The sequence below is a fragment of the Janthinobacterium sp. GL_088 genome (assembly GCF_057837845.1).
In genome coordinates this window covers 3652570-3677646 of record NZ_CM174453.1, presented here as the reverse complement: position 1 = coordinate 3677646, position 25077 = coordinate 3652570, and the positions used below count along the sequence as shown (strand labels likewise).

Sequence of the window (25077 nt, the reverse complement as noted above, 5' to 3'; positions counted from 1 at the left end):
TCCCTTTTTTCTCTGAGAGTAACAATGCTAGACCATATTGATCTGACGAAGCTTATATTCGGCCGTCTGACTTGGGATGCAATTCCATTTCACGAACCTATCCTGCTGGCGACCTTTGCGATGGTCGCCCTGGGCGGTATCGCACTCGTTGCGGCACTGACGTATTTCCGCGTCTGGGGTACCCTGTGGCGCGACTGGATCACCAGTATCGACCATAAAAAAATCGGTATCATGTACATGATCCTGGGCCTGGTCATGCTGCTGCGCGGCTTTGCCGACGCGCTCATGATGCGTACCCAGCAGGCGATCGCCTTTGGCGACAATGCCGGCTTCCTGCCACCGCATCACTACGACCAGATCTTCACCGCCCACGGCGTGATCATGATCTTCTTCGTCGCGATGCCTTTCGTGACGGGTCTGATGAACTACGTGGTGCCGCTGCAAATCGGTGCGCGCGACGTGGCTTTCCCTTTCCTTAACAACTTCAGCTTCTGGATGACCACCATGGGCGCTGCCCTGGTCATGGCTTCGCTGTTCGTCGGCGAATTCGCCCGCACGGGCTGGCTGGCTTATCCGCCGCTGTCGGGCATCGTCGGCAGTCCGGACGTGGGGGTAGACTATTACATCTGGTCCTTGCAGATTGCCGGGGTCGGGACGCTATTGTCCGGTGTCAACCTGATCGCCACCATCGTCAAGATGCGCGCGCCCGGCATGACCTGGATGAAAATGCCAGTCTTCACCTGGACCGCACTGTGCACCAACATCCTGATCGTCGCCGCTTTCCCTGTGCTGACGGCTGTGCTGGCCATGCTGTCGCTGGACCGCGTTGCGGGCTTTAACTTCTTCACGACGGAACTGGGCGGCAACGCCATGATGTACGTCAACCTGATCTGGATCTGGGGTCACCCGGAAGTCTACATCCTGATCCTGCCACTGTTCGGCGTGTTCTCGGAAGTCGTCGCCACGTTCAGCAGCAAGCGCCTGTTCGGCTACGCCTCGATGGTGTACGCCACCTGCGTCATCATGATCCTGTCGTACCTGGTATGGCTGCATCACTTCTTCACCATGGGTTCGGGCGCCAGCGTCAACTCCTTCTTCGGCATCACGACGATGATCATCTCGATCCCGACGGGCGCGAAGATCTTCAACTGGCTGTTTACCATGTACCGCGGCCGTATCCGTTTTGAACTGCCCATGCTGTGGACGATCGGCTTCATGGTCACCTTCACCATCGGCGGCATGACCGGCGTGCTGCTGGCCGTACCACCAGCGGACTTCGTGCTGCACAACAGCCTGTTCCTGATTGCCCACTTCCATAACGTGATTATCGGCGGCGTGGTCTTCGGTGTGTTCGCTGCGATCAACTACTGGTACCCGAAAGCCTTCGGTTACAAGCTCGACGCGTTCTGGGGCAAGTGCTCGTTCTGGTTCTGGTTCGTCGGCTTCTACCTGGCCTTCATGCCGCTGTACGTGCTGGGCCTGATGGGCGTGACCCGTCGTGTCAACCACTTTGAAGATCCATCGCTGCAAATCTGGACCATCATCGCCTGGTTTGGCGCCGTTTCGATCGCACTGGGTATCGCTTCCATGCTGATCCAGTTCTTCGTCAGCTACCGCAATCGTCACGCCCTGCGCGACGTGACCGGTGACCCATGGGGTGGCCGTACGCTGGAATGGTCGACGTCGTCGCCACCGCCAGACTATAATTTCGCCTTCACGCCACAAGTGCACGAACTCGATGCATGGACTGACATGAAGAAACACGGTTACCAGCGTCCGACGTCCGGTTTCACGAAGATCCACATGCCGAAGAACACCTGGGCTGGTTTCGTGATCGCTGCACTGTCCGCACTGGTTGGTTTTGGCTTGATCTGGCAAATGTGGCTCGTCGCCAGCATTGGCTTCGTGATCATGATGATTACCATCATCGTCCATACCTTCAACTACAAGCGCGATTACTACATTCCTGCGGAAGAAGTGGTCCGTACCGAAGACGCTTATACTAAATTGCTGAGCAGCCATGTCTGATACCATCGCCCATAACACCGGCGCCGCTGGCGCCGCACCAAGCACGCGCAGCTACTTTGTGCGCGAGCACCACCCGGAAAACGGCAGCCTGCTGGGTTTCTGGCTCTACCTGATGAGCGATTGCCTGATCTTCGCCTGTCTGTTCGCCACGTACGCCGTGGTCGGCCGCAGCTATGCGGACGGCCCGACGGGCGCCGCGCTGTTCGACCTGCCGCTGGTGGCCGTCAACACGGCCATGCTGCTGCTGTCGTCGATCACCTACGGCTTCGCCATGCTGGCCATGCAGCGCAAGCAATTGCGCAGCACCCTGGTCTGGCTGGGCATCACGGGTCTGTTCGGCCTGGCCTTCCTGTCGCTGGAAATGTATGAATTCATTCATCTGATCCACGAAGGCGCCGGTCCGCAGCGCAGCGCGTTCCTGTCGTCGTTCTTCGCCCTGGTCGGTACCCACGGCTTGCACGTGACGTTTGGCGTGATCTGGCTCGTGACCCTGATGTTCCAGTTGAACAAGCATGGCCTGACCCCGGAAAACGGCCGTCGCATGATGTGCCTGTCGTTGTTCTGGCACTTCCTGGACGTCATCTGGATTGGCGTCTTCACCTTTGTCTACCTGATGGGAGTGCTGCCATGAGCGACCACCACACACACGGCGATAGCCACCACCATGACAATCACGATCATGGCAGCCTGAAAAGCTACGCAATCGGCTTCATCCTGTCGGTGATCCTGACGGCCATTCCTTTCTGGCTGGTGATGACGAAAGCCATCACCAACTCGGGCACCATGGGCCTGGTCCTGCTGGCGTTCGCGGCTGTTCAAGTGGTGGTACACATGGTGTACTTCCTGCACATGAACACCAAGTCCGAAGGCGGCTGGAACATGATGGCGCTGATCTTCACCATCATGATCGTGGGTATTGCCATGGCCGGTTCCCTGTGGGTCATGTACCACATGAACCACAACATGATGCCGGATCTGATGCCTGAGTACATGCATACGAAAACGGCTCCATGATGAGTAATACGCGCCCAAGCAACACCGGGCGCGCCCCTGGCGTCGCATCGCAAGATGCCGCGCCAGGCCCACGCGGCATGGTCGTGCATTATTCAAAAATTGCACTGGCCTTGCTGGCGGGGATCTTATTTGCCGGTTTCTGTGTCCTGGGCACCTGGCAAGTCAAGCGCCTGTTCTGGAAGCTTGACCTGATCGAGCGCGTCGAACAACGCGTACACGCGCCCGCAACGGACGCGCCTGGACCTGCAGCCTGGGCCAGTGTCACGCAGCAAACGGATGAATACCGCCATGTGCGACTCTCCGGTACGTATCTCCCCATTTTTAATACCCTGGTGCAAGCAACGACGGCACTGGGCAGCGGTTACTGGCTGGTGACGCCATTGCGCCTGGCCGATGGCAGCACCGTGCTGGTCAACCGCGGCTTCGTGCCGAAACGCGAAGGCATCGCCGCCAGCACCCCGGCCGGCATCGTCCACGTCGACGGCTTGCTGCGCGTCAGCGAGACGGGCGGCGGTTTTCTGCGCGAAAATAGTCCTGCCACGCAGCACTGGTATTCGCGCGACGTGGCCGCCATCGGTGCCTCGCACATGCTGAGCAACGTGGCGCCGTACTTTGTCGATGCGAAGGAAAAATCGGAAACGGCTGTGGATGCCCCCATCGGCGGCCTGACCGTGATTTCCTTCCACAACAACCACCTCGTGTACGCCTTGACGTGGTTCGCCCTGGCCCTGATGGTGGCCGGTATCACGTGGTGGCTCGTGCGCGAAGACAAGCGCCGCCGCGCGCGTGGCAAGAACCTTGATCAATCGCAAGAAAGCGACCATGCCGGGCAGGATTGAGATCCTGCCCAACCGCGAGGTACTAGAACGCGGTGCGGTGGCGGCCGAGATGGAACATCCGGCCGGCCACCAGAACATGAAGTTGCTGATCCAGCTGCGCTGGCTGGCCGTGATCGGCCAGATCAGCACGATCTTCGGCGTGGGCGTGGGACTGGGCATCGCCTTGCCCGTGCCCTACATGCTCGAGGTGCTGTCCTGCCTCATCGCCTTCAACCTGGCCAGCCTGCTGCGCTGGCACGAGCGCCAGCCCGTGTCCAACACGGCCCTGTTCCTCGCTCTGCTGGTCGACGTCACCGTGCTGACGGCCCAGCTCTACCTGAGCGGCGGCATCAGCAACCCGTTTGCCTTCCTGTACTTACTGCAAGTCATCCTCAGCGCCGTCCTGCTGGAAGTGTGGTCAACCTGGATCATGGTGGCCATCACGAGCCTGTGCCTGGCCGGCCTGGCCTTGCTGCCCGGCCCCTTGATCCTGCCGATCGACCCGGAGCGGGGCTTTTCCAGCCTCTACGTGCAGGGCTTGCTGATCTGTTTCATCCTGAACGCGGCCTTGCTGGTAGTGTTCATCACGCGCATCAACCGCAACCAGCGCGCCGGCGATGCCAAGGTGGCGGACTTGCGCCAGCGCGCGGCGGAAGAAGAGCACATCATCCGCATGGGCTTGCTTGCCTCGGGCGCCGCGCACGAGCTGGGCACGCCGCTGGCGACGTTGTCCGTCATCCTCGGCGACTGGCGTCGTATGCCGGAATTGAGCAAGAACAGCGAGTTGCTGGAAGAAATCACGGAAATGCAGGCGCAGTTGCAGCGCTGCAAGAGCATCGTCAGCGGCATTCTGTTGTCGGCGGGCGAGGCGCGCGGGGAATCTTCCGTCAAAACGACGATCAATACCTTCCTCAACGACCTGGTCGACGAGTGGCGCACCAGCCGCCCGATCCAGGATTTCGAGTACGATAACCGCATCGAGCACGACGTACCCGTCGTCTTCGATTCGACCCTGAAACAAACCATCTGCAATGTGCTCGACAATGCGCTGGAAGCGTCGCCCGACTGGCTGCGCTTTGAAGCGACGCGCGAAGCGGATGCCTTGCACCTGGTCATCACCGATGCGGGCCCAGGCTTCGAGCCGTCGATGCTGACGCACCTGGGCAAGCCGTATCAAAGCAGCAAGGGCAAGCCCGGCGGCGGCCTGGGCCTGTTCCTGGTGGTGAATGTTGCGCGTACCTTGGGCGGTACGGTGACGGCGCGCAACCGCGTGCAGGGCGGGGCCGTGGTGCACCTGGCCTTGCCGCTGGCGGCCATCAAACTGGAAAGAGAAAGCGACCACCATGCAGGATGACCGTCTGTTACTGATCATCGAAGACGACGCCGCGTTTGCCCGCACTCTGGGCCGCTCGTTCGAGCGGCGCGGCTACCAGGTCATCCTGGCCACCAATTTCGATGAAGCGAGCGCCTTGCTGGAGCAGCATTGCCCCGACTACGCCGTCGTCGATTTGAAACTCAATGGCAATACCTCGGGCCTGGCCTGCGTGCAAATGCTGCACCAGCACGATCCGGACATGCTGATCGTCGTGCTGACCGGCTACGCCAGCATTGGCACGGCCGTCGAAGCCATCAAGCTGGGCGCCTGCCAGTACCTGGCGAAACCGTCGAACACGGACGACATCGAAGCGGCCTTCGGCCACGTGGCCGGCAACGCCGACATCGAACTGACCAACCGCGCCACCAACATCAAGACCCTGGAATGGGAACGCATCCACGAAATGCTGGCCGAGACGGATTTCAATATCTCGGAAACGGCGAGAAGGCTGGGCATGCACCGGCGCACCTTGGCGCGCAAGCTGGAAAAGCAGCGGGTGAAGTAGTCACCGCGCAGTTTGGGCGTCGTCGAACGTCAGCTCAAGTACGCTGTCGTCGCTCCAGTCCTGCTCCCGCAGCGGCGGCGTGAACGACGTTCCGCTGAAGGGCACGGGCGCGCTTTTGCCGTTGTAGCTGATCGTCGCGGCCGTGATGCGCCGGGGTTCTGAAAAGCTGTAGGTGCCTTTTTGCGACACGAAATTGCAGGGCCCGCCCAATGCGCCCATCGCCGTGCGCATCGCAAACGGCAAGGTGTCCTTGTCGATGGCCCAATGGACCTCGCACGCCAGCCGCAGGTCGCCCAGGCGGCGGATGGTGTCGCTGGTGGCCGCGCTCCTGACGTAGGGTATCCACCTGACCGACCCAGCCTTGCGGTTCACGGTCAACTCGGCCTGCTCATACAGCGGACCTTGCTCGACGGGCAAGCTGAAGATATTGCGCTCGCCCAACGCTATCGCCATGCCCGCGTCGTCGCTTTCCAGCCTCAGCGCGATGGCGTGCATGTCGACATCGGCACGGCGCGGCTCCAGGATGAAGCGCAGCTGCGCGCCAGGCGCCAGAGCATGCTTTTCCTCGAAGCGTTTGACGCCCTTGAGCATGGCACTGTAGGGCTTCCAGTCCGGATCCCGGATGCCTTTGACATTGACGGACGCCGCGGCCTCCTGGCCGGCTGGCTCCACGGCTTGCGGCGTGTCCGCCCGAGCCTGGACCGCGGCGCCGCATAAACACAGCAGAAAACCAGTTTTTTTGATTGCACGCATATTCATCCTGTTCATTTGACTCCCAAGTAATCGTAATCCCAGCTTGGCAGAGTGTAGAAAAAAACACAGGCGCCAGGTGGTTTTTAAGACAGGATGTCAATCGGGATGAATGGGGTGCCTGAAATTGCCGTTTTCCGGATTCGCCATCAATGATCTGCGGCTTTAATGGCGGTGCCCGAAATGACCAATGCCTCGTGCTCATAGGCGCCCAGATGGCCATAGTGACCTTTGGGACTGAGATAAGCGACAATATGCACAAGCGGCTGCTCATAGGCTGAATTGGGCGCCACCAGGCCCACGTCCCGCCATGCAACACTGCCGAAGGAATTTAGCCACCATGGGCCGGCGTCACCAGGGTCAAGCTGGGCCGGCTGGAACATGCTCTTTTCAAAGCCCCGCGACCAGACGCCATCGCGCTCGATGGCACGGTAGCCATAGCCCGCCATGATATTGGCGCGTTCGGACGGATGATCGCGCCAATAGCGTTGACCATTCGTGTAGGCATCACGCATGACGTCTGATTGCGTCACAATTCCACCGGATGGATGAGTCAAGCCTTGAAAGAACCACTGCGCGTAGTCGGTTGGCGGCGTGGATGCTTGCTTGTCCCCCGCCTGTGTTTGCGCAAACGCATGCGCATATTCAAGAACGATCTCTGGAATATTAGCAGCGTTCGCCTTGCCGGCAAGGGCAGTTATGACTAGCAGGAGTGTTGCAATAGATCGTCGCATCGCGGTTTATCTTTCCATTGTTAATGCCTATGCAGGTTCCCGCCACTCCATCTTCTGCACCTGGATATGCGGATGGCTTTCCAGCGGCTCCCATTCCGGCAAAAAGACAAAGCCCTGTTTCTGATAAAACGCGGCCGCGCGCGCATTTTCCGGCGCCACGTCGAGCACCAGGCGTGCGCGGCCATTGTTCACGGCGCATTGTTTCACGGCGTCGACCAGGCCTTGCGCCACGGCCAGGCCCCGATATTCCGGATGTACCCACATGGCGATCAGATGGCACTCGCCATTGCCGGCCACCACTTGCGCGGCGAGGCCGATGGCTTGCTCTCCATCGAAGGCGAGGAAAAACGTGCGCTGCGGCGTGCTGACGGCGCGTTGCTGCCAGTCGGCATCGGAAAAACCGGCGGCGCTGGCGTGGCAGGCGCCAAAGGCCGTCGGGGCGTCAAGCAGGGCGGCCAGGCGCGTGGCTTTCAGGGCGGGCCAGTCGCTGGCGATGGTGGGGCGGATGATAATGTTGTTCAATCTTGCAATGCCTTTATTTTAGGTGGCCATGCGCTGGCTCCGGATGCCAAGGACAGCAAGTGCGCGGTGGGGAGCGCAACCTTCAAGGCGGATGGCTAGCCGTTGATGTTATACCCGGAAACTTTCCATCCAGAACCTTTTTCAAGGACCGTTGTGATGGTTTCCTGCACGTTGGCCTTGTTTTCGTACTGGCTCACATAATCGATAACGACCTTGTCCGGCCCTGGCTTGCCAGCCGTCGCTTTTTGCAGCGCGGCCGACTTGAGCTTGCGCGACTTGAACTCGCCCAGCGGCCAGTGCACGGCCGTGATGACCATCTTCCAGCTTGATTTCGACATTTCGCTACGCAGCGCTGCGGCACTGGCGTCCCAGGTAGCCGCCTCGTCGCCCGCATCCAGGCGCTTGAGCCAGCTTTCCGCGGCAATTTTGGCGGCCGCCACTTCCTGCGCTTCCTGCGCCATGGCAGGCAGGGACGTCAACAAGGCAACGGCGATACATACGTGGGCGAAGATTTTCATGGCGGCTCTGGAAAGTAGTGAACAGTCTTCAAGATTATCCTGAAGGTCCGGTCCGGCAAAGCTCTTTTTAAAAAGGCGGGTATGCGCGCAACGTTACGACTGGTCCCACACTTCGACCGTCAGCAGCTGTCCCGGCGCGCAGGCGGCGATGCGCTCCGGGTGTACGGTAATGCAGCCGGGCCAGCCCGTCAGTTGGTCCTGTGGAAATTCGCCGTCCTGCGCCTCGGCGATGCCCGCCTGCAGCAGGGGCGCGATGACCTCCGTCTTGGCCGCGTAGCGGTTGGGAAAGCCGTTGAAGGTCAGCTGGGTCGCCTTGCCTTGTGCGCACAATTGCGCGATCCAGTCTGCACCGAACAGGCCCGCTTCCCAGTTGGCGAGAAATGCATCCTTGTTGACTTTCGTCATGTCGGCCATTTGCTCCGGCGTTTCTGTCGAGATAATGGTCCACCAGCCTGACATGGGTTGTCCTTGTGAAAAATGAAAGTTAACGGGTCATGGCGCGGCGCAACAGGTAGCTGAGGCCGTCGACGGCCGCCACCATCAGCAGCATGGCGACGATGACGGTGGCGGCGTTCTGCATCTGGAACAGGGACAGATGGTATTTCAGCATCTGCCCCAGGCCGCCCGCACCGACGACGCCGAGGATGGCGGCGGCGCGGATATTGTTTTCCCAGCGATACAGGGTGTAGGACATCATCTGCGGGCTGCACTGCGGCAAGGTGGCGTACAGGAAAGCCACGGCGGGCCGGGTGCCGTTGATGCGCAAAGTGGCGGCCGGCAAGGGCGGGCAATTCTCGAAGGCATCGGCAAACAGACGGCCCAGCACGCCCACCGTGTGCAGCGCCAGCGCCAGGGTACCCGCGAACGGGCCCAGGCCGGCGGCGATCAGCAAAATCGACGCCCACACCAGTTCAGGGACTGAGCGCAGCACGTTGAGCACCGCGCGCGTGGCGTTGCGCGCGACCATGCCGAAGCGGCCGCTGGCGGGCAGGGCCAGCAGCGCGCCCAATACTGCCGCGATGACCGTGCCGATGGCCGACATGGCCAGGGTTTCAAACGTGGCCACGCCGACTTTCATGAGGAAGGGGCTGGCCAGCTCGGGCGGGGCGAAACCGTGCAGGAAGTCGGCGCTCGTGCGTACGGCGTCGGCGCTGAAGAACTCGCCCCATTTCAAGGGCAGGGTGGCGAAGCTGGCAATGATCAGCAGCAGCAATCCGGCCAGCAAGGCCCAGGTCGACCAGCGCACGGGTGCTGGCGCGGGCATTGCGGCGAAATTCGGATGCTTCATGCCAGCCTCCGGCGCAGCATGGCGGACACGGCGTCGGCGCCCGCCACCAGTAGCACGAACACCATCAGCATGGTGGCCAGTTCACTGCCCGCCATCATCTTCATCGATTCATCCATGCGCTGGCCCAGGCCGCCCGCGCCAACAAAGCCCATGACGACGGAGCCGCGGATCGCGCATTCCCAGCGGTAAATCGTGTACGACACCAGCTCGGCGGCCGATTCGGGCAAGGCGCCGTACAGCAAGGCTTTCAGGCGGCCGCTGCCATTGTGGAGCAGGGCGTTGCAGGCGGACGCATCCGACGATTCGAGGATTTCCGCATACACCTTGCCCAGCATGCCGCAATAGGTGAGTGCGATGGCAATCACGCCGGCAGTCGGTCCCAGGCCGACGATGCGTACTAATAATAAGGCCCAGACCAGTTCCGGCACGCTGCGCAGCAGCACCAGCAAGGCGCGCACGGCGTGGCGCACGCTGGCGGCCAGGGGCGACACCTGGCCGGAGCCGATGCGCGAAATCGACAGGCGCTCCGTCACCAGCAAAGTCAGGGGGATGGCGCCCAGCATGGCCAGCGCCATGCCTGCCGTGGCCATGGCAATGGTTTCCCAGCTGGAAATAGCCACCAGTTGCAAAAATTCCAGCGAGTGGGCGGGCGGCACGAAGCTGGCAATAAACTGCCAGGTGGCCGCCAGGCTTTGCGCATCCCATAAAGTCCACGGCTTGAACTCGGCCTGCACCAGCATCGGCCACAGCACGAGCAGCGCCACGGCCGTGACGGTCAGGCGGCCGCGCCAGGCGGGATCGCGGGGCAGGGCGTCGTTGGCGCTCTTCAGCAAAGGGGCCTCGCGGCGTCCAGGTTCGCTTCCACGGCCTCGAACTGCGGCGCCGGATCGGCCTTGTTGCGGTACAGCGCGGCGATCATGGCGTCGCTGACCTGGGCGCCAGGCAAGTCGAAGACGATCTTGCCATCGCGCAAGGCGACGATGCGCGTAAAGCAGGCGCGGGCGATTTCCACCTGGTGCAGGCTGCAGATCAGGGTGGCGTTGCGCGCCGTCGCTTCCGCCTGCAGCACATGGATCGTCTGCAAGGCCAGTGTGGGGTCGAGCGCGGACAAGGGTTCGTCGACGAGGAAGACTTGCGCATTCGACACGAGCGCGCGGGCCATGCCGCAGCGCTGGCGTTCGCCGCCGGACAGGCGGTCAACCCGCGCATACAATTTATCCTGCAGGTTGAATTTGCCCAGGGCTTCCCACGCGGCGCGCGGGTCGACGGGCGCGACCAGCGAACGGATGGCCGTCCACAAGCTCCATTGCGGCAGGCGGCCCGCCAGCACGGCGTTGACGACCCGCTGGCGCGGCGGCAGCGGCGGCGTTTGCGGCGCCAGGAACAATCGCGCGCGCAAGGCGTGGCGCTCGGCGCTGCCGATCTGCCAAGGTGAAGTGCCCAGGATGCTGAATGTGCCCGCTTCCGGGCGCAGCGCGCAGGCCAAGGTGTGCAGCAGGCTGGTCTTGCCGGCGCCGGAGGGACCGATCAGGGCGATCTGTTCACCTTGGGCCACGTCCAGGTCCAGCTCGCGCAGGGCCAGCGCATTGCCGGCAGCGCCCGCGTGGTGGACGGAGACCTTGTGAAGTTGGAATGTCATGCGATGTTTCGGTGTGGGAGGGAGTGTGTCGGATGCGTCCGCAGAACGGCATCCGACCAGTTTCAGCAATTACTTCAACAGCTTCGCATCGCGCGCAGCCGCTTCGATATCCTTGTAGTTCTCGGCCTTGGTCGGGATGAACTTGGTGGCGCGCTGCAGTTCGAGGATTTCCTTGCCTTCGGCCGTCGATGGATCCAGCGCCAGGAAGGCGTCCGTCAGCTTCTTGCGCACGACGGGGTTCATGTCGGCGCGCACGCTCCAGTTGTAGTCGTAGTAACCGGGCGTCGTGTAGAACACGCGCACCTTGCTTGGATCGACTTTTTTCGCTTCGACCAGCTTTTCCCATACGGAAATGTTCAAGGTGCCCGCATCGACCTTGCCGCCAGCCACTGCCGCCACGGTGGCGTCATGTGCGCCGGAAAACGCGATGCGCTTCATGTCCGTGTCCGGATTGATCTTGGCGGCCAGCAAGTAGTAACGCGGCATCAAGTGACCGGAGGTCGACGATTCCGAACCGAACGTGAAATTCTTGCCTTTCAGGTCCGACAATTGATTGATGTCCTTGCTGGTGGTGACGAACACGGAGCGGAATTTCGTGTCTTCCTCGCGCTGCACCAGCGGCACGATCTTGCCGCCGCTGCGCACGTTGGCTTGAACAAACGTGAAACCGCCGAACCAGACCATGTCGAGCTTGTTGTTGATCAAGCCTTCCACGGACGCCGCGTAATCGGTGACAGGCGTAAATTCCACCTTCATGCCCAGCTTCTTCTCCAGGTAGCTGCCCAGCGGCTTGAACTTGCGCTGCAGTTCCGTCGGCGCTTCGTCGGGGATGGCGGACACGCGCAGCACTTGCTGCGCCTGCGCCAGGCCGCTGTGGATGGCCAGGGTGGCGGCAACGGTGGCCAGGATGGCGGGGAATTTTGAGAATGTGGTCATGGGACTGCCTTTGCAAAAAAATTTGTTCATTAGATGACGGAAACCCCGGTCGTGCCTTCCAGCATCTCGCCGATGACGACGGCGTCGGCAAAACCTTCAGCACGGAAAATTGCCAGCACTTGCTCGACGGCTTCCGGCGCGCAGGCCACCAGCAGGGGACCGGCCGTTTGCGGGTCCGTCAGGATCGCCTTGTCGATGGCGCTCAGGCTGTCGGCCAGCGCCACTTGCGCGCCATAGCCTTGCCAGTTGCGGCCGGAGGCGCCCGTGATGTTGCCATTTTGCGCCAGTTGCTGCACTTGCGGCAGCAGCGGCACGTCGTTCATGGCGATACGCGCCTGCAACTTGGCGCCGCGCGCCAGTTCCAGGGTGTGGCCCAGCAAGCCGAAGCCCGTCACGTCGGTCAGCGCATGCACGCCATCGAGCAGGGCCAGCTTCTTGCCCGGGGTATTCAATTTGGTGGTGTTGTCGATCAAGGAAGCATAGCCATGCGCGTCGAGCGCATTCTTCTTCAGCGCGGCCGACAAGATGCCCACGCCGATCGGCTTGCCCAATACCAGTTTGTCGCCGGCGCGCGCGCCCGCGTTGCGCTTCACTTGCGACGGGTGGACCAGGCCCAGCACGACGAGGCCATAGATCGGTTCGACGGAATCGATGGTGTGGCCGCCCGCAATGGGGATGCCGGCCTGGGCGCAGATGGTCTCGCCGCCTTTTAATATGAGGCCGATGGTTTCCACGGGCAGCTTGTTGATCGGCATGCCGACCAGGGCCAGCGCCATGATGGGCGTGCCGCCCATGGCGTACACGTCGGAAATGGCGTTGGTGGCGGCGATGCGGCCGAAGTCGAACGGGTCGTCGACGATGGGCATGAAGAAGTCCGTCGTGGCGATCAGCGCCTGCTCGTCGTTGAGCTGATAGACGGCCGCGTCATCCGAGGTTTCTATGCCGACCAGCAATTCCTTCGGCAGGGGAAAGCCGCCGCTGCCCTTTAAAATGTCGGCCAGCACGCCCGGCGCAATCTTGCAGCCGCAGCCGCCGCCATGGGCAAATTCGGTCAATCGGATCGGTGTATCTGGTGTTGCTGCGCTATCGGACATGGTCTTCATCCTGCTGAAATAAGTAATTAGGTGGCAAGCCAGGCATCACGTGGCGCTGGCGGTACGTTGTTCGCCGACGATAGCACATAATGTGCGCGCGGCTTGCTCAAAGGCATGGTCTGAAATGTCGGGCAAGACCAGCGGCGTCGCCTGGGCGTAGCGGCTGAAATTGCGGGCGATCGATTGCCGGTAGACGGGGTCGTAGTGCTGCACCAGCAATTCTTCCACCAGCTCGGCCATGCGGCCGGACGTGGCCAGTTGCTGCCAGTGGGCAATTTTCTCCTTGCCATGCAGCTGCGTCAACAGGGCCAGCTGCACGTTCAGGCGCGCCGGGTCTCCGACGAAATGCGCATAATCCTGCATCAGCAATTGCACGCGCTGGTCCGTGGCCAGGCGCACGTCCGTGCAATCGGCTGCGCGCATCTTTTCCATCAGCGCGTCGGGCACGCGCAAACGGCCCACTTTCTTGCTTTCCGATTCGATGAAGACGGGCAGTTGCGGGTCGAAAGTGCGCAGTTGCTGCCACAGCGCGCTTTCAAACGCTTTTTGCGATGGCTGGTCTTCCTCGGGCAAGCCGCCCAGCACAGAACCGCGGTGGGCCGCCAACTGCTCCAGGTCGATCACTTGCGCGCCTTGGCTGTCCAATACTTGCAGCAAGCGGCTCTTGCCGCTGCCCGTGGGGCCGCACAGCACGTTGATGAAGTCGAAGCGCTCGGGCAGGGTGGCCAGCTCGGCGTTCACGTGGCGCCGGTAATCCTTGTAGCCGCCCTCGAGCTGCGTGACGGGCCAGCCGATGCGCGCCAGGATGTGCGCCATGGCGCCGCTGCGGTTGCCGCCGCGCCAGCAGTAGACGAGCGGCTTCCAGTGCTGCGGGTGGCCGAGCAACCCCTCTTCGATATGCCGCGCGATATTTTTTGCCACCAGCGCCGCGCCCAGCTTCTTCGCTTCGAAGGCGCTCGTCTGTTTATACAGGGTGCCGACGCGTACGCGCTGCTCGTCGTCCAGCACGGGCAGGTTGATGGCGCCCGGCAAGTGGTCTTCCGCGAACTCGGACGGGCTGCGCACGTCGATGATGGCATCGAACTCATGCAAGCGGGGCAGGATGTCGCTGAAAGGCTGAACTGCTGGGTATTTCATCGTGGCGCGGCTGCTGGTGGGGGGAAAGACGTATTATCCCCGATAAAGGCCGCTGGCGTGGAGCTTTGGCACTGCGCTTCAGGCCGCCCCTTACACTTCGCGCGCCGGGCCGGCGTCTTGCATGCCGACAAAGAACTGGACCAGGCCGTGCGGCGCGTCGTCGCCAAAGCACAGGCGCAGGATGCGCTCGGACTCCGCCGCCGCCACGCTGCTGCGCGCAAACAGCGCCGTTTCATACGCCAGCAGGGCCGCTTCCACGTCGCCCGGATGGGCCACCAGCGCCTGCGCCAGCTCGGCGCCATCGAACATGGCGAGATTCGCCCCTTCGCCTGCCGGCGCCATCAGATGGGCCGCGTCGCCCAGCAAGGTCACGCCCGCCACGCGCTGCCAGCGGTGGTCCACGGGCAGCATATGCACGGGACGGGGCGCGGGCGGCGTGTCCGCCTCCGTGATCAGGGCTGTCAGCGCCGGCGCCCAGCCGGCAAACTGGGCCGCGATGCGGGTCCGGGCGGCGGCGGGGTCGGCAAAATCGATGTCGGCCAGCCATGCCTCGGGCTTGCTCAGGGCCACATAGGCGTGCAGCACGCCATCGGCTTCGCGGTGCGCCTGTATACCCTTGCCGGGCGCCAGCGCGAACAGGGCGCCACCGCCTACGGCGTGCGCGCTGGCCGGGTGGCGGCGGTCGCTGTCAAACAGATAGGTTTCAATGAAGGCAATGCCGCTATACGCGGGCTGCGCGCTGGAAAGCAGCGGACGCACCTTCGACCAGGCGCCATCCGCACCCACCAGCAGATCGCTGGTGGCCGTGGCGCCGTGCGCAAAGCTCAGCCTGTGCTGGCAGCCGTCCAGCGTCGTGACGCCGGTCAGTTTATGCCCCCAGCGCACGGTGCCGGCCGGCAGCGACTCGAGCAGGAGCTTGCGCAGTTCGCCGCGCGCCACTTCGGGACGGCCGCCCGTGCCATCGTCTCCCTCTTCGAGCAGGACCGTGCCGTGCTGGTCGAGCACGCGGCTCGCTTCGCCGCCCGCATGGATGAGGGCGCGGAAGGCGTCATGCAGGCCGGCTGCCCGCAGCGCTTGCTGGCCCGTGTCTTCGTGGATGTCGAGCATGCCGCCCTGGCGGCGCGCCTGCGGTGTAGCGTCCGCTTCATAGACGGTGGCGGCGATGCCGTGGACGTGCAGCGCGCGGGCGAGCATCAGCCCGCCCAGCCCTGCGCCGATGATGGCGATATGCATGATGCTTCCTTGGTGTTGTCGATGATGTGGAACAGTGTTCCACAAGAATTTTGCGGCAAGCCGGCATCTGTGTCAAGATAAGCGATGCCCAAGACAGTAGCGAACCCACCACGACGCGCCGACTCGCTGACGCGCGACACCATCATCGACGCCGCCATTGCCCTGCTCGACACATCGGGCGAGGGCGGTCTGACGTTCCGCGCCCTGGCAACACGCCTGGCCACGGGGGCGGGGGCTATTTACTGGCACGTGGCCGACAAGGATGATTTGTTTACGGCCGCCAGCGACGCCATCGTCGCCCGCGCCATGGATTCCGCTTCCCACGGCGCCACGCCGCAGGCGGGCATCCGCGCCGTGGCGCTGGCCATGTTCGAGGCGATGGATGCGCATCCATGGCTGGGCTCGGCCCTGTCGCGCGCGCCGGGCCAGCTGCCCACGGTGCGCATCCTGGAACGCCTGGGCCGGCAAGTGGATGCCCTGGGCGTGCCGCAGGAAAAACAGTGGCTGGCGGCATGCACCTTGTTGAATTATTTGCTGGGCGTGAGCGGGCAGAATGCGGCCAACGCCGTCATCGCGCGCGACCAGGGCCTGGAGCGCGCGCATTTCCTCGACACCCTGGCGGGCGCCTGGTCACGCCTCGACGCGCAAGCGTTTCCGTTTGCCCGCAAGGTGGCGGGGCAATTGCGCGCGCACGACGACCGCGAGGATTTTCTGGCGGGGATAGACCTGATCGTGCATGGCATGCAGGCCCTGCAAGCGGACGACTAGCCCAGCAGATACCCCAGCAGAGGCGCCAGCAGCACCGTCACGACGCCCGAGAAAATCATCGTCAGGCTGGCCACGGCGCCTTCTTCCGTGCCGACCCGGCGCGCCACGGACAAGCCAAAGCCGTGCGCGGCCGCGCCATACGGGGCGCCACGGGCGATGCGCATGCGCAAGGGCAGCAGTTTCAATAACGGTTTGCCCAGCAGCAGGCCGAACAAGCCCGTCATCACCACGAATATGCCCGTCAGCTGCGCCGAGCCGCCCATGTGGCGCGACGCTTCCAGCGCGAACGGCGTCGACACGGAACGGGCCAGCAGGCTGCGCGCCATGTCGCCGTGCACGCCCATCAGCCGGTCCAGCAGCAGGGTGGCGGCGACCGATGCGACAATGCCGGCGCAGCTGCCCAGCGACAGGGCCAGCCAGTGCTTGCGGATCAGCTTGCGCTCCTGGAAGATGGGCAGCGCAAACGCGATGGTGGCCGGCCCCAGCAGCCACGGCAGCCAGCGCGTTTCGCCGAAATACGTGGCAAACGGGGTCGAGGTCGCCTGCACGATGATGATCAATATCGCCGAGGTGCAGATGGCGGGCGTGAGCAGGAAGTGGGGATGGCGGCGGTGCAGCGCCTGGTTGGCGTAGAACAGCACCAGGGTCAGCAGCAAGAACAGCAGCGACAGGACGAGGGTGCTCATGCTTGCGCCCTGGCTGCGCGCTGGCGCAGCAGTTTTTGCAGGCGCAGCTTGCGTTCATAGCGGCACACCCCTTCCACGGTGAAGGCCGTGGCCAGCATCACGCTGGCAAAGCCCAGGCCGATATTCACGAAGAGCATCAGACCTTGCGTCTTCAGCAGCTGCGTAAATTGCACCACGGACACGACCAAGGGTATGAAGAACAGCAGCATGTTGGCCAGCAGCCAGTTCGCGCCCAGTGCGATGGCGGCCGGCCGCACCCAGCCGGCCAGCAACAGGGCCACCAGCACGAACAGGCCCACGACGCCGCCGGAAAACGGCAAGTGCAACGCGGAAGCGGCCGCATCGGCTAGCCACCAGGCGGCGGTCAGGATGCCCACTTGCCACACGGTCTGCGCTGGCTGGCGCCAGGCAGGGATGGAGGGCAGGGCGGCGGTGGAACAGTGCAAGGCTTTCACGGCGGGCTTTCAAACGGCAGGGGGAAGTTTTCATTGTAGGGATCCCGCATCAAAAGATAAAATGACTTAAACTCATGATTATCATTCGATATTGGAATGCATCATGGATATCCGCTCCCTGCGCTACTTCGTCGAAGTGGTCGAGCAAGCCAGTTTTACGCGCGCCGCCGCCAGGCTGCACGTGACGCAACCCACCGTCAGCAAGATGGTCGCCCAGCTGGAACAGTCGCTGGACCTGGCCTTGCTCGACCGCGCGGGCAAGCGGTTTACCCTGACGGATGCGGGCCAGGTAGTGCTGTCGCGCGCGCATGAATTGCTGGCCCTGCACGCGGAGTTAAAAGTGGAATTGCGCGACCTGCAACATCTGGAACGGGGAGAATTAAGGGTCGGCGTGTCGCCGCAGACGCATTCCACCCTGGCGCCGTGGCTGGCCGAGTACCACCAGCGCTATCCCGGTATCGAGCTGAAAATGTATGAAAGCGGCACGCAGGCGATTGAGCGCGACTTGCGCACCGGCACGGTGGAGCTGGGCACCATGCTCGATTACCCGGGCAATGCGGCCACCTGGCAGGATTTCGAAGCCTTGCCCCTCGTGCGCTCGCCGCTGTGCCTGCTGGCCGCGCCCGGTTCTGCGTGGCAGGGACGCGCTTCCGTCGCCCTGGCCGAGCTGGCCGACAGCCCGTTCATTTTCTATGGCGCCGCCTTTGCCCTGAATGACATCGTGCTGGACGCCTGCCAGCGGGCCGGTTTCGCCCCGCGCATCACGGGCCGCAGCGGCCAATGGGATTTCATTGCCTCGCTGGTCAGGCTGGGCGTGGGTATCTGCCTGCTGCCGAAGATGTATTGCGACACGCTGGATCAAGCGCAATTTGCCGTCATTCCGCTCGCCGGTCCACCCGTGGAGTGGAATCTGATGCTGGCCTGGCGCCGCGGCGGGCGGCTGTCGTTTGCGGCGCGGGCCTGGCTCGAACTCGTCAGGGCGCGCATGGCGGACGCGGCCCGTTTACAATAGGCGCTCGCCAACCACCGTCAAGAATATGAAGAATATCGGTAAAACAAGACTGAAACGCACGGCCGGCTCGCTGCTGCTGGGATTGTTGTGCACCGTGGGTCTGATGAGCGAAATGGGCTACGCTCAGGCCGCCATTCCCGTGTATGGCTATTTCGTCAAGAATACCTATCCGCACGACCCCCAGGCGTTCACCCAGGGCTTGCTGTTCAAGGATGGCCACCTGTATGAAAGCACGGGCCAGAACGGCCAGTCTTCCTTGCGCAAGGTGGAATTGGCGACGGGCAAGGTCTTGCAGAAAACCATGCTGGACAAGACAGTGTTTGGCGAAGGCATCACGGACGTGGGTGATGAAATCCTGGGCCTGACGTGGATTTCGCAAACCGGCTATGTCTTCGACCTGAAGACCTTCAAATTGAAACGCAAATTCAGCTACCAGGGAGAAGGCTGGGGCCTGGCCAGCGACAGTCAATTCGTCTACATGAGCGATGGCACGTCCGCCATCCGCGTGCTCAATCCGAAAACCCTGGCCGAGGTGCGCCGCTTCGAGGTGAAGGCCGAGGGCCGCGCCATCGAGCGTCTGAACGAGCTGGAAATGGTCGACGGGCAATTGTTTGCCAATGTGTGGGGCGCGGACGTGATCGCCCGCATCGACCCGGCCAGCGGCAAGGTTGTCGGCTGGATCGACCTGACGGGCTTGCTGCCGCCCGGGCAGCGGGGCACGGCCAATCCCGATGCCGTGCTCAACGGCATCGCCTGGGATGCGCGCGGCAAGCGCCTGTTTGTCACGGGAAAACTGTGGCCCAAGCTGTTCGAGATCGAGCTGATCGAAATCCAGCGCCGTTGATGTTTCCTATCGGACAGTGTTGCTGGCGAGGAATCGTTTAGAATTCTGATTCTTCGCCCCGTGCGACCTTTACAGGATGCCATGCTGTCCCTATCTTTATGCCGCCTGGCGGCTGCCGCCAGCTTGCTTGCCGCCGTCCTGCCCGCCGCGCAGGCGCAAACATCCTACGTGCCGGTGATGAAGCAATACGGCGACTTTGTCGTCACGCGTGACCGCCACGACCCGCTCGTTACCTTGACTTTCCGCAAGCACGGCTATTGGCCCGGCGGCGCGCGCGAAGTGGTGGAAGTGCGGCCGATCAAGGCCACGCGCGAAGGCCAGCCCATGCTGCTGGCCTTTACCAAGGGCTATACGGGGCAGGGCACGATATTGATCGGCGTGCAGAATGGCGAACCGCTGATGCGCCCCATCAGTCCCATGCAGCGCGACAACATGGTGCGCACGGAACGCGACCCCGAATGGGGCGTGCCGCAGCCGGGCAACAGCGAGGTGCTGCTGTTTCCCCGCGACGGACGCGCGCTCGATACGGGCACGGGCGAACTGCTGTGGTTTGACGTGCCGGGCAACGTCAGGGGCGATTATCCGCATGCCATGCTCGTCTCCGTCTCGCCCGACGGGCGGCGCGGCGCCTATCTGACGAATGCGCTGACGAAGGTGGGCATCATCGTTGCCACGCGCGACGACGGCGTGGCCGGTGAGCTGGCCTTGCCGCCGGACACCTATCAACGGTGGCTGAAGCCCTTGTCGGACGCCGCTTCCGCGCAGGCGGGCGCCGCCATCAAGGCGCGCCAGGGCCGCACGGATTCGATCCGCATCCGGCGCGAGCTGGAACTGGCCTGGTTCGGCCAGCAATTTCAATGGAAACAAGGCAAGAACGGCTTGCAAGTGACGGGGCTGGGCCTCATTTCCGCGCCGCCGGAAGGAAAACAGCCATGACACTACCCAAACTGATCGCGGGCTGCTTCGCCGCCTCCTTGCTGGCCGGCTGCGTGCATGGCGAAATATTCCCGCAGGATTACCTGGCGCAAGATATCGACAAGCAACAAGCCTTGCTGGAACTGGACGTGGTCTTCGGCAAAGAGCCCGATGACAAGCTGACGTCGCGCGTGACGGCGCGCAATACCGTGGAATACGCGGGCGCGCCGCATATCGTCGTGCCGTTTTACCAGAAGGGACTCGGCTTCGACCAGGGTTTTGCCGGCACCTATATCTTTGCCGTCGTGTATCCCGTTGCCAAGGTCGAGACGGCCACGGCCAGCAGCCGCGTCTTCGGCCAGAAACTTGATGGCCAGCAGCCGGGCAGCCCCCGCTACCGCTTCCGCGTGCCGGGCAAGGCGCAGTGGAACAGCAATGAAACCTTCATGCTGGGCTTTGAGCGCAAGGGCCGCCGCGAAGAAATCACTTTCCGCTTCAGCAACGAGCAAAGCTGCCCTTCCGCCTTCCTGGCCACCACGCCAAAATATGGCTTCCCCATCAAGGTCGTCGCCACGTTCAAGGATAACAAAGGCTGCCTGAAAGTATGCGACAGCCGCGACCAGTGGCCGGGCTTCTGCGCCTTCCAGCCGCCGCCGGCGGCTTAACTATCATCGTGCAAGCCACGCGCCGGCGCTTGCCGGTGCGGCGCTTATACACGCGCGCGTTTTGCCGATTCTATTCAATTGTCATCGAATGGCAGCTGAAAACGCCTATTTTCATGGCCCAGGGCTGGCGGCATTGCCCCTTGCTCAGCGCATAAATCTTGCCGCAAAAATATCTTTCTCAGGCGTATGATTTCCTTGCCGTGAACAGCGCACGCAGATGGCGCGACCCGGCCCGATATCCGAAACGCATCCTTCCTGTGGAGATACAGAATGAAAATGCCTGTTTTAGGAAGCACCCAGCCCGCAATTACCAACCGCCCGCTCGACATGCTGGACACCGACAAGGCCGCCGTGCGCGCCATCGCCCAGGCGGCCGTCAGCGTGGAACTGTTCACCATACCCCTGTACATGGCCACCATGTACTCGATCCACGGCACGCACCAGATCAACTCGAAAGGCATCACCTATTATGAAGGCCGCCAGTGGCCGGGCATGGGCACCACGGCCCGGCCCGAGCTGAAGGAACAGAAGGCTTTCAATATCATCTTCAGCGTCTTTATCCAGGAAATGCTGCACCTGCAGATGGCAGCCAACCTGGCCACGGCCATCGGCACGGCGCCATGCTTCACGGGCTCGGAGCTGCAATCGCAGGACCACGGCTGGACCTGCTATGGCAAGGATCGCACGGTGATCCCGCACATCGTCGACTTGCAGGATACGGCCGATTACCGCCACGTGCGCGTCAACCTGGAAGAACTGAACACCAATCAGTGCGACCTGTTCCTCGCCATCGAGCAGCCCGAGGAGCAGGCACGCGCCCAACTGGCGGAGTTCGACAAGCACAACCACACCAAATACTTCCCGGAAGTGCCGCTGCCGGGCTGGACACCGGGCAAGCACGTGCAGGACTTGCCCCTGTTCGGCACCATCGGCTACATGTACGAATGCTATGCGCGCTACATCAGCATCGAATACACGGATGGCCAGACCCTGTGGCACAAGCTGTTCGTCAATGGCTCGGTGCAGCAGGACATGTTCAACAGCCAGGTCCAGGGCCACGCGCGGGCGGAATTTCCCCGCTTCGACACCTGCTTCGGCCCGCAGGACCAGGATGGCGGACAGACTGGCTCGTTCAACAAGGCCATCGACATGATGGCGGCCATCACGGACCAGGGCGAGGGCAGCGCAACAGCCATCCAGCGCTACCGCCGCGACGCGGCGCAGCGCCTGATGGCCGTGCAGCCAGACTACCGCGAAGACCTGGATGCCTTGAAGTGCGATTATCCGTCTTACGCGAACAATGGCAAGGATGCCGAATCGCGCGACGCGCAGGCGCGCCACGACAGCGCCCGGTTCGACCACTACGAGCGTTTCCGCCAGGTCAAGGCCATGCTCCCAGTGCAGACCTGGGCCCGCTGGCACGCGGAAGGGGGCTGCTGGAGCGCGGCCATGCTGACCAACGAGCGCTACAACCCGGCCACCGCACCACAGAACATCCCCGCGCCGGCCGCCGTGGCGGGCGCCCTGAACCGCCTGAAGGACGCCAGCGGCACCCTGGAGATGCTGAGCACGGTGGCCACGGGCGCCATCTATGGCATCACTTCCGTGCTGGACAAGTACTGGTTGAACCAGCAACTGGACTTCCCGTATCCGTCGATGGTGGGCGCGGGCGACCGCATGGCCATCTGCTGGGCCGTGCTGGGCCAGGCGCCGAACCTGGCGACGGGCGTGCCGCTGGCCGAGAAAAGCGTGCTGTACCACGCCTGCCAGGGCATGCACCTGGAAGGCGAAGCCTCGTCCACCTGCGCCGCGCTGGCCGTCTATCACACTTGCCGGGGCTCCAACGGCTGCCACGCCCAGGGCGGCTGCGGCTTTGCCCAGGCCGACACGGGCGGCTCGTCCTGCGGCCACTCGGTCAAGCTTGCCGCGTCGCCGGGCACGCCATGCTATGTGCCGCCGCCTCCGCCGCAGCCCGATAAAGTCTACAGCGCGCCCAGCGACAACAAATGCGGCGGCTTCGGCGGCTGCGCCGTGCCGATTTCGGCCTCGCAGCTGTATCCGAACACCACGGGCAAGGAACCGCCCGCGCCGGCCACCATGATCCTGTACGACTTTGGCCCCGCGCCCGACCACCGCAGCATTCCGCTGGGCCAGACCATGCGCTTCGCGCTCGGCGACAATGTCTACGACAAGGCCTGGGAAGCCTACGGCAAGGTGATGGCCGCGCGTGGCACGCCGGTGGGAGCGCCGCCGACGCCTACCGACCTGCGCCTGGCCTTGCCGCCGTCGACCTGATGCAGCGCGCCATGCACGCGGTGGCGCCACGCCTGGGCTTGCCGAACCTGGGCCTGGGCGTGGGGCTGCGCCCGCCGCACTATGCGCACATCCTGCGCCACGGGCCGCAGGTGGACTGGTTCGAGATCATCAGCGAGAATTTCATCGACAACCACGGCTATGCGCGCCATGTGCTGGAGCAGGTGGCCGCGCAAGTGCCCATCGTCATGCATGGCGTGTCGCTGTCGATCGGCAGCAGCGATCCCCTGAGCCTGGCCTACCTGCGCAAGCTGCGCCAGCTGGCCGAAGTGTTCCGGCCCGCGTGGATTTCCGACCACTTGTGCTGGACGGGCGCCGCTTCGCTCAACAGCCACGATTTGCTGCCGCTGCCGCTGGACGAGGCCAGTCTGCGCCACGTGGCGGGGCGCGTGCGCCAGGTGCAGGAATTCCTGGGCCGTCCCCTGATCCTGGAAAACCCCAGCAGCTACGTGGAGTTTGCCCAGTCCAGCATGCCGGAATGGGAATTCCTGGGCCGCCTGGCCGAGGACACAGGTTGCGGACTCTTGCTCGACGTCAACAATGTCCACGTCAGCGCGCATAACCACGGCTATGACGCGGCCGCCTACATCCGCCAGTTGCCGCACGCGCACATCGTGCAGATCCACGTGGCCGGGCCGACCGTGTGCGGCGCCGTGCTGATCGATACCCACGACGCGCCCGTGCCGACCGCCGTCTGGCGCCTGTACGCGCTGGCGCAGCAGCTGACGGGCGGCGTGTCGGCCCTGCTGGAATGGGATGCGAAGATTCCGCCATACCCGCAACTGCTGCTTGAACTGGACAAGGCGCGCGCGGCCGGGCGGGGAGAATTCGCCGATGCAGTGACAGCCATGGCTGCCGCCGCCGTCTCCACGCCGCTGGGTTTTCACCTGGAGGCGGCCCATGCGCCGTAGCGCCGCCAGGGACGCGCCCGCCGACGCTCCGCTGGCGCAATTGCAGGCGTGGTTCCTGACGGCCATGACGGCACCGGGCGGTGCCGTGCATGGTGCCCAGCTGGCCAGCGAGCGCCACGGCTTGACGCAGGAGCAAGTGCTGAAACAGGCGCGGGGCGGGCCGGCGCCGCTGCACATCCATGCGGACGGCTATGTGCAGCGCCTGCTCGAATGCCTGCAAGCCGACTATCCCGTCTTGCGCAAGGTCATGGGTGACGAGCTGTTCGTCTTCTTTGCCCGCGCCTATGTCTGGCGCCATCCGTCTGCGTCAGCGACCCTGTATGACCTGGGTGCCGGCTTTGCCGATTTCCTTGCCGCCAGCCAGCGTGCCGCCGGCGCGCAGGGGGACGCATTGCGCTTTCCCGTCGAACTGGCGCAGCTGGAACGGGCGCGCAGCGAGGCGGGCAGGGCGCCCGGCCTGGAAAAGCTGGCGCCGCCCATGCTGCCTTGCGGACTGGATTTGCTGCTGGGAAATGCACCGGCTTGGCGCCTGGCGCCGTGCACGCGGCTGCTGGCCCTGTCATTTCCCCTGTGTGCATATTGGCAACAGGCACAGGCCGCGCCGGACGACGCCGTGCCGGCCCAGCCGGATGCCAGGCCCGCCTTCGTCGCCATTTCGCGCATGCATTACCGGCTTGCCATGCAGGAGTTGCAGCCTTGGCAATTTTACTGCCTGCAAGCGCTGGCCGGCGGCGCGCCGCTGGCACAGTGCGCGGGGCAGGCGGCGCGGTCGAGCGGCCGGACGCCGGACGAGGTGCTGGCCGACGCCATGCTGTGGCTGCCGCTGGCGGCCTCGGCCGGGCTGATCACCGTTGATGCCTGAGTAGAAAGCGGCGGACGTAAAAAAGGCCGATGGAAATCGGCCTCGATGACAATAT

Annotated in this window: 28 protein-coding genes; 14 read left to right on the top strand and 14 right to left on the bottom strand. The window is 63.3% G+C overall.

Annotated features, from left to right (window positions below):
- Window positions 1-24: 24 nt before the first annotated feature.
- Genes cyoB through AC3IQ7_RS16490 form a run of 6 tightly spaced genes read left to right on the top strand, consistent with a single transcriptional unit; the run spans window position 25 to window position 5740 of the window.
- Window positions 25-2028, top strand: a complete 2004-nt coding sequence (gene cyoB, locus AC3IQ7_RS16515) for a cytochrome o ubiquinol oxidase subunit I (RefSeq protein ID WP_099377160.1) — start codon at window positions 25-27, stop codon at window positions 2026-2028.
- A complete protein-coding gene (gene cyoC / locus AC3IQ7_RS16510; protein WP_034788486.1) occupies window positions 2021-2659 on the top strand; it encodes a cytochrome o ubiquinol oxidase subunit III in 639 nt (212 codons plus the stop codon). The genes cyoB and cyoC overlap by 8 nt, the downstream gene beginning before the upstream one ends.
- Complete coding sequence (cyoD, locus tag AC3IQ7_RS16505) at window positions 2656-3042, top strand: cytochrome o ubiquinol oxidase subunit IV (RefSeq protein ID WP_034788483.1); 387 nt, start codon at window positions 2656-2658, stop codon at window positions 3040-3042. Before cyoC ends, cyoD begins: the two co-directional genes overlap by 4 nt.
- Window positions 3039-3881 carry an SURF1 family protein gene (locus AC3IQ7_RS16500; protein WP_489206699.1) on the top strand — a complete coding sequence of 281 codons (843 nt, stop codon included), beginning with the start codon at window positions 3039-3041 and terminating at the stop codon, window positions 3879-3881. Before cyoD ends, AC3IQ7_RS16500 begins: the two co-directional genes overlap by 4 nt.
- Window positions 3865-5214, top strand: coding sequence for an ATP-binding protein (locus tag AC3IQ7_RS16495; RefSeq protein ID WP_099667925.1), 1350 nt, complete (start codon window positions 3865-3867; stop codon window positions 5212-5214). The genes AC3IQ7_RS16500 and AC3IQ7_RS16495 overlap by 17 nt, the downstream gene beginning before the upstream one ends.
- On the top strand, window positions 5204-5740 hold the full coding sequence (locus tag AC3IQ7_RS16490; RefSeq protein ID WP_099402007.1) for a response regulator transcription factor: 537 nt from the start codon (window positions 5204-5206) through the stop codon (window positions 5738-5740). Before AC3IQ7_RS16495 ends, AC3IQ7_RS16490 begins: the two co-directional genes overlap by 11 nt.
- On the opposite strand, the gene AC3IQ7_RS16485 is transcribed toward AC3IQ7_RS16490, so the two are convergent.
- From AC3IQ7_RS16485 to AC3IQ7_RS16430, 12 genes are all read right to left on the bottom strand, one after another.
- A complete protein-coding gene (locus tag AC3IQ7_RS16485; RefSeq protein ID WP_489206698.1) occupies window positions 5741-6508 on the bottom strand; it encodes a hypothetical protein in 768 nt (255 codons plus the stop codon). It lies immediately after the preceding gene.
- A gap of 131 nt (window positions 6509-6639) precedes the next feature.
- Complete coding sequence (locus AC3IQ7_RS16480) at window positions 6640-7224, bottom strand: hypothetical protein (RefSeq protein ID WP_489206697.1); 585 nt, start codon at window positions 7222-7224, stop codon at window positions 6640-6642.
- 27 nt (window positions 7225-7251) lie between these two features.
- Window positions 7252-7746: a GNAT family N-acetyltransferase gene (locus tag AC3IQ7_RS16475; protein WP_489206696.1), complete on the bottom strand. Its 495-nt coding sequence runs from the start codon at window positions 7744-7746 to the stop codon at window positions 7252-7254.
- A gap of 95 nt (window positions 7747-7841) precedes the next feature.
- Entirely contained in the window at window positions 7842-8264 is a 423-nt protein-coding gene (locus AC3IQ7_RS16470; RefSeq protein ID WP_322429213.1) for a DUF4019 domain-containing protein, read from the bottom strand.
- 93 nt (window positions 8265-8357) lie between these two features.
- The gene (locus AC3IQ7_RS16465; RefSeq protein ID WP_489206695.1) at window positions 8358-8723 is read right to left on the bottom strand and encodes a hypothetical protein; all 366 of its coding nucleotides are present in this window, start codon (window positions 8721-8723) and stop codon (window positions 8358-8360) included.
- A 25-nt stretch (window positions 8724-8748) separates the two neighbouring features.
- On the bottom strand, window positions 8749-9552 hold the full coding sequence (gene phnE / locus AC3IQ7_RS16460; protein WP_322429215.1) for a phosphonate ABC transporter, permease protein PhnE: 804 nt from the start codon (window positions 9550-9552) through the stop codon (window positions 8749-8751).
- Window positions 9549-10385, bottom strand: a complete 837-nt coding sequence (locus tag AC3IQ7_RS16455; RefSeq protein WP_322429216.1) for a PhnE/PtxC family ABC transporter permease — start codon at window positions 10383-10385, stop codon at window positions 9549-9551. The genes phnE and AC3IQ7_RS16455 overlap by 4 nt, the downstream gene beginning before the upstream one ends.
- Window positions 10379-11191, bottom strand: coding sequence for a phosphonate ABC transporter ATP-binding protein (locus tag AC3IQ7_RS16450; RefSeq protein WP_489206694.1), 813 nt, complete (start codon window positions 11189-11191; stop codon window positions 10379-10381). Before AC3IQ7_RS16450 ends, AC3IQ7_RS16455 begins: the two co-directional genes overlap by 7 nt.
- A gap of 69 nt (window positions 11192-11260) precedes the next feature.
- Window positions 11261-12127, bottom strand: a complete 867-nt coding sequence (locus tag AC3IQ7_RS16445; RefSeq protein WP_099377113.1) for a putative selenate ABC transporter substrate-binding protein — start codon at window positions 12125-12127, stop codon at window positions 11261-11263.
- A 29-nt stretch (window positions 12128-12156) separates the two neighbouring features.
- On the bottom strand, window positions 12157-13221 hold the full coding sequence (gene selD, locus AC3IQ7_RS16440) for a selenide, water dikinase SelD (RefSeq protein ID WP_489206693.1): 1065 nt from the start codon (window positions 13219-13221) through the stop codon (window positions 12157-12159).
- A gap of 45 nt (window positions 13222-13266) precedes the next feature.
- Window positions 13267-14358, bottom strand: a complete 1092-nt coding sequence (gene mnmH, locus AC3IQ7_RS16435; RefSeq protein ID WP_489206692.1) for a tRNA 2-selenouridine(34) synthase MnmH — start codon at window positions 14356-14358, stop codon at window positions 13267-13269.
- Between the two features lie 90 nt (window positions 14359-14448).
- Window positions 14449-15591 carry an FAD-dependent oxidoreductase gene (locus AC3IQ7_RS16430; protein WP_322429220.1) on the bottom strand — a complete coding sequence of 381 codons (1143 nt, stop codon included), beginning with the start codon at window positions 15589-15591 and terminating at the stop codon, window positions 14449-14451.
- An 84-nt stretch (window positions 15592-15675) separates the two neighbouring features.
- On the opposite strand from AC3IQ7_RS16430, the gene AC3IQ7_RS16425 reads away from it, so the two are divergent.
- The gene (locus tag AC3IQ7_RS16425; RefSeq protein WP_322429221.1) at window positions 15676-16359 is read left to right on the top strand and encodes a TetR/AcrR family transcriptional regulator; all 684 of its coding nucleotides are present in this window, start codon (window positions 15676-15678) and stop codon (window positions 16357-16359) included.
- On the opposite strand, the gene AC3IQ7_RS16420 is transcribed toward AC3IQ7_RS16425, so the two are convergent.
- Window positions 16356-17045, bottom strand: coding sequence for an LrgB family protein (locus tag AC3IQ7_RS16420; RefSeq protein WP_322429222.1), 690 nt, complete (start codon window positions 17043-17045; stop codon window positions 16356-16358). The genes AC3IQ7_RS16425 and AC3IQ7_RS16420 overlap by 4 nt on opposite strands.
- Window positions 17042-17500 (bottom strand): CidA/LrgA family protein, encoded by a 459-nt coding sequence (locus AC3IQ7_RS16415; RefSeq protein ID WP_099376717.1) that lies wholly within the window; start codon window positions 17498-17500, stop codon window positions 17042-17044. Before AC3IQ7_RS16415 ends, AC3IQ7_RS16420 begins: the two co-directional genes overlap by 4 nt.
- Window positions 17501-17603: 103 nt before the next feature.
- Between AC3IQ7_RS16415 and AC3IQ7_RS16410 the strand changes: the two genes are divergently transcribed.
- The 7 genes from AC3IQ7_RS16410 (at window position 17604) to AC3IQ7_RS16380 (ending at window position 25022) form a co-directional block, all read left to right on the top strand.
- Complete coding sequence (locus AC3IQ7_RS16410; protein ID WP_489206691.1) at window positions 17604-18512, top strand: LysR family transcriptional regulator; 909 nt, start codon at window positions 17604-17606, stop codon at window positions 18510-18512.
- A gap of 25 nt (window positions 18513-18537) precedes the next feature.
- Entirely contained in the window at window positions 18538-19356 is an 819-nt protein-coding gene (locus AC3IQ7_RS16405; protein WP_199534235.1) for a glutaminyl-peptide cyclotransferase, read from the top strand.
- Between the two features lie 81 nt (window positions 19357-19437).
- Window positions 19438-20292 (top strand): hypothetical protein, encoded by an 855-nt coding sequence (locus AC3IQ7_RS16400; protein ID WP_199534236.1) that lies wholly within the window; start codon window positions 19438-19440, stop codon window positions 20290-20292.
- The gene (locus AC3IQ7_RS16395; RefSeq protein ID WP_489206690.1) at window positions 20289-20936 is read left to right on the top strand and encodes a hypothetical protein; all 648 of its coding nucleotides are present in this window, start codon (window positions 20289-20291) and stop codon (window positions 20934-20936) included. The genes AC3IQ7_RS16400 and AC3IQ7_RS16395 overlap by 4 nt, the downstream gene beginning before the upstream one ends.
- Window positions 20937-21206: 270 nt before the next feature.
- Window positions 21207-23231 (top strand): ferritin-like domain-containing protein, encoded by a 2025-nt coding sequence (locus AC3IQ7_RS16390; RefSeq protein WP_489206688.1) that lies wholly within the window; start codon window positions 21207-21209, stop codon window positions 23229-23231.
- A complete protein-coding gene (bufB, locus tag AC3IQ7_RS16385; RefSeq protein ID WP_489206687.1) occupies window positions 23231-24160 on the top strand; it encodes an MNIO family bufferin maturase in 930 nt (309 codons plus the stop codon). Before AC3IQ7_RS16390 ends, bufB begins: the two co-directional genes overlap by 1 nt.
- Window positions 24150-25022: an HvfC/BufC family peptide modification chaperone gene (locus AC3IQ7_RS16380; protein ID WP_489206686.1), complete on the top strand. Its 873-nt coding sequence runs from the start codon at window positions 24150-24152 to the stop codon at window positions 25020-25022. Before bufB ends, AC3IQ7_RS16380 begins: the two co-directional genes overlap by 11 nt.
- Window positions 25023-25077: the final 55 nt, after the last annotated feature.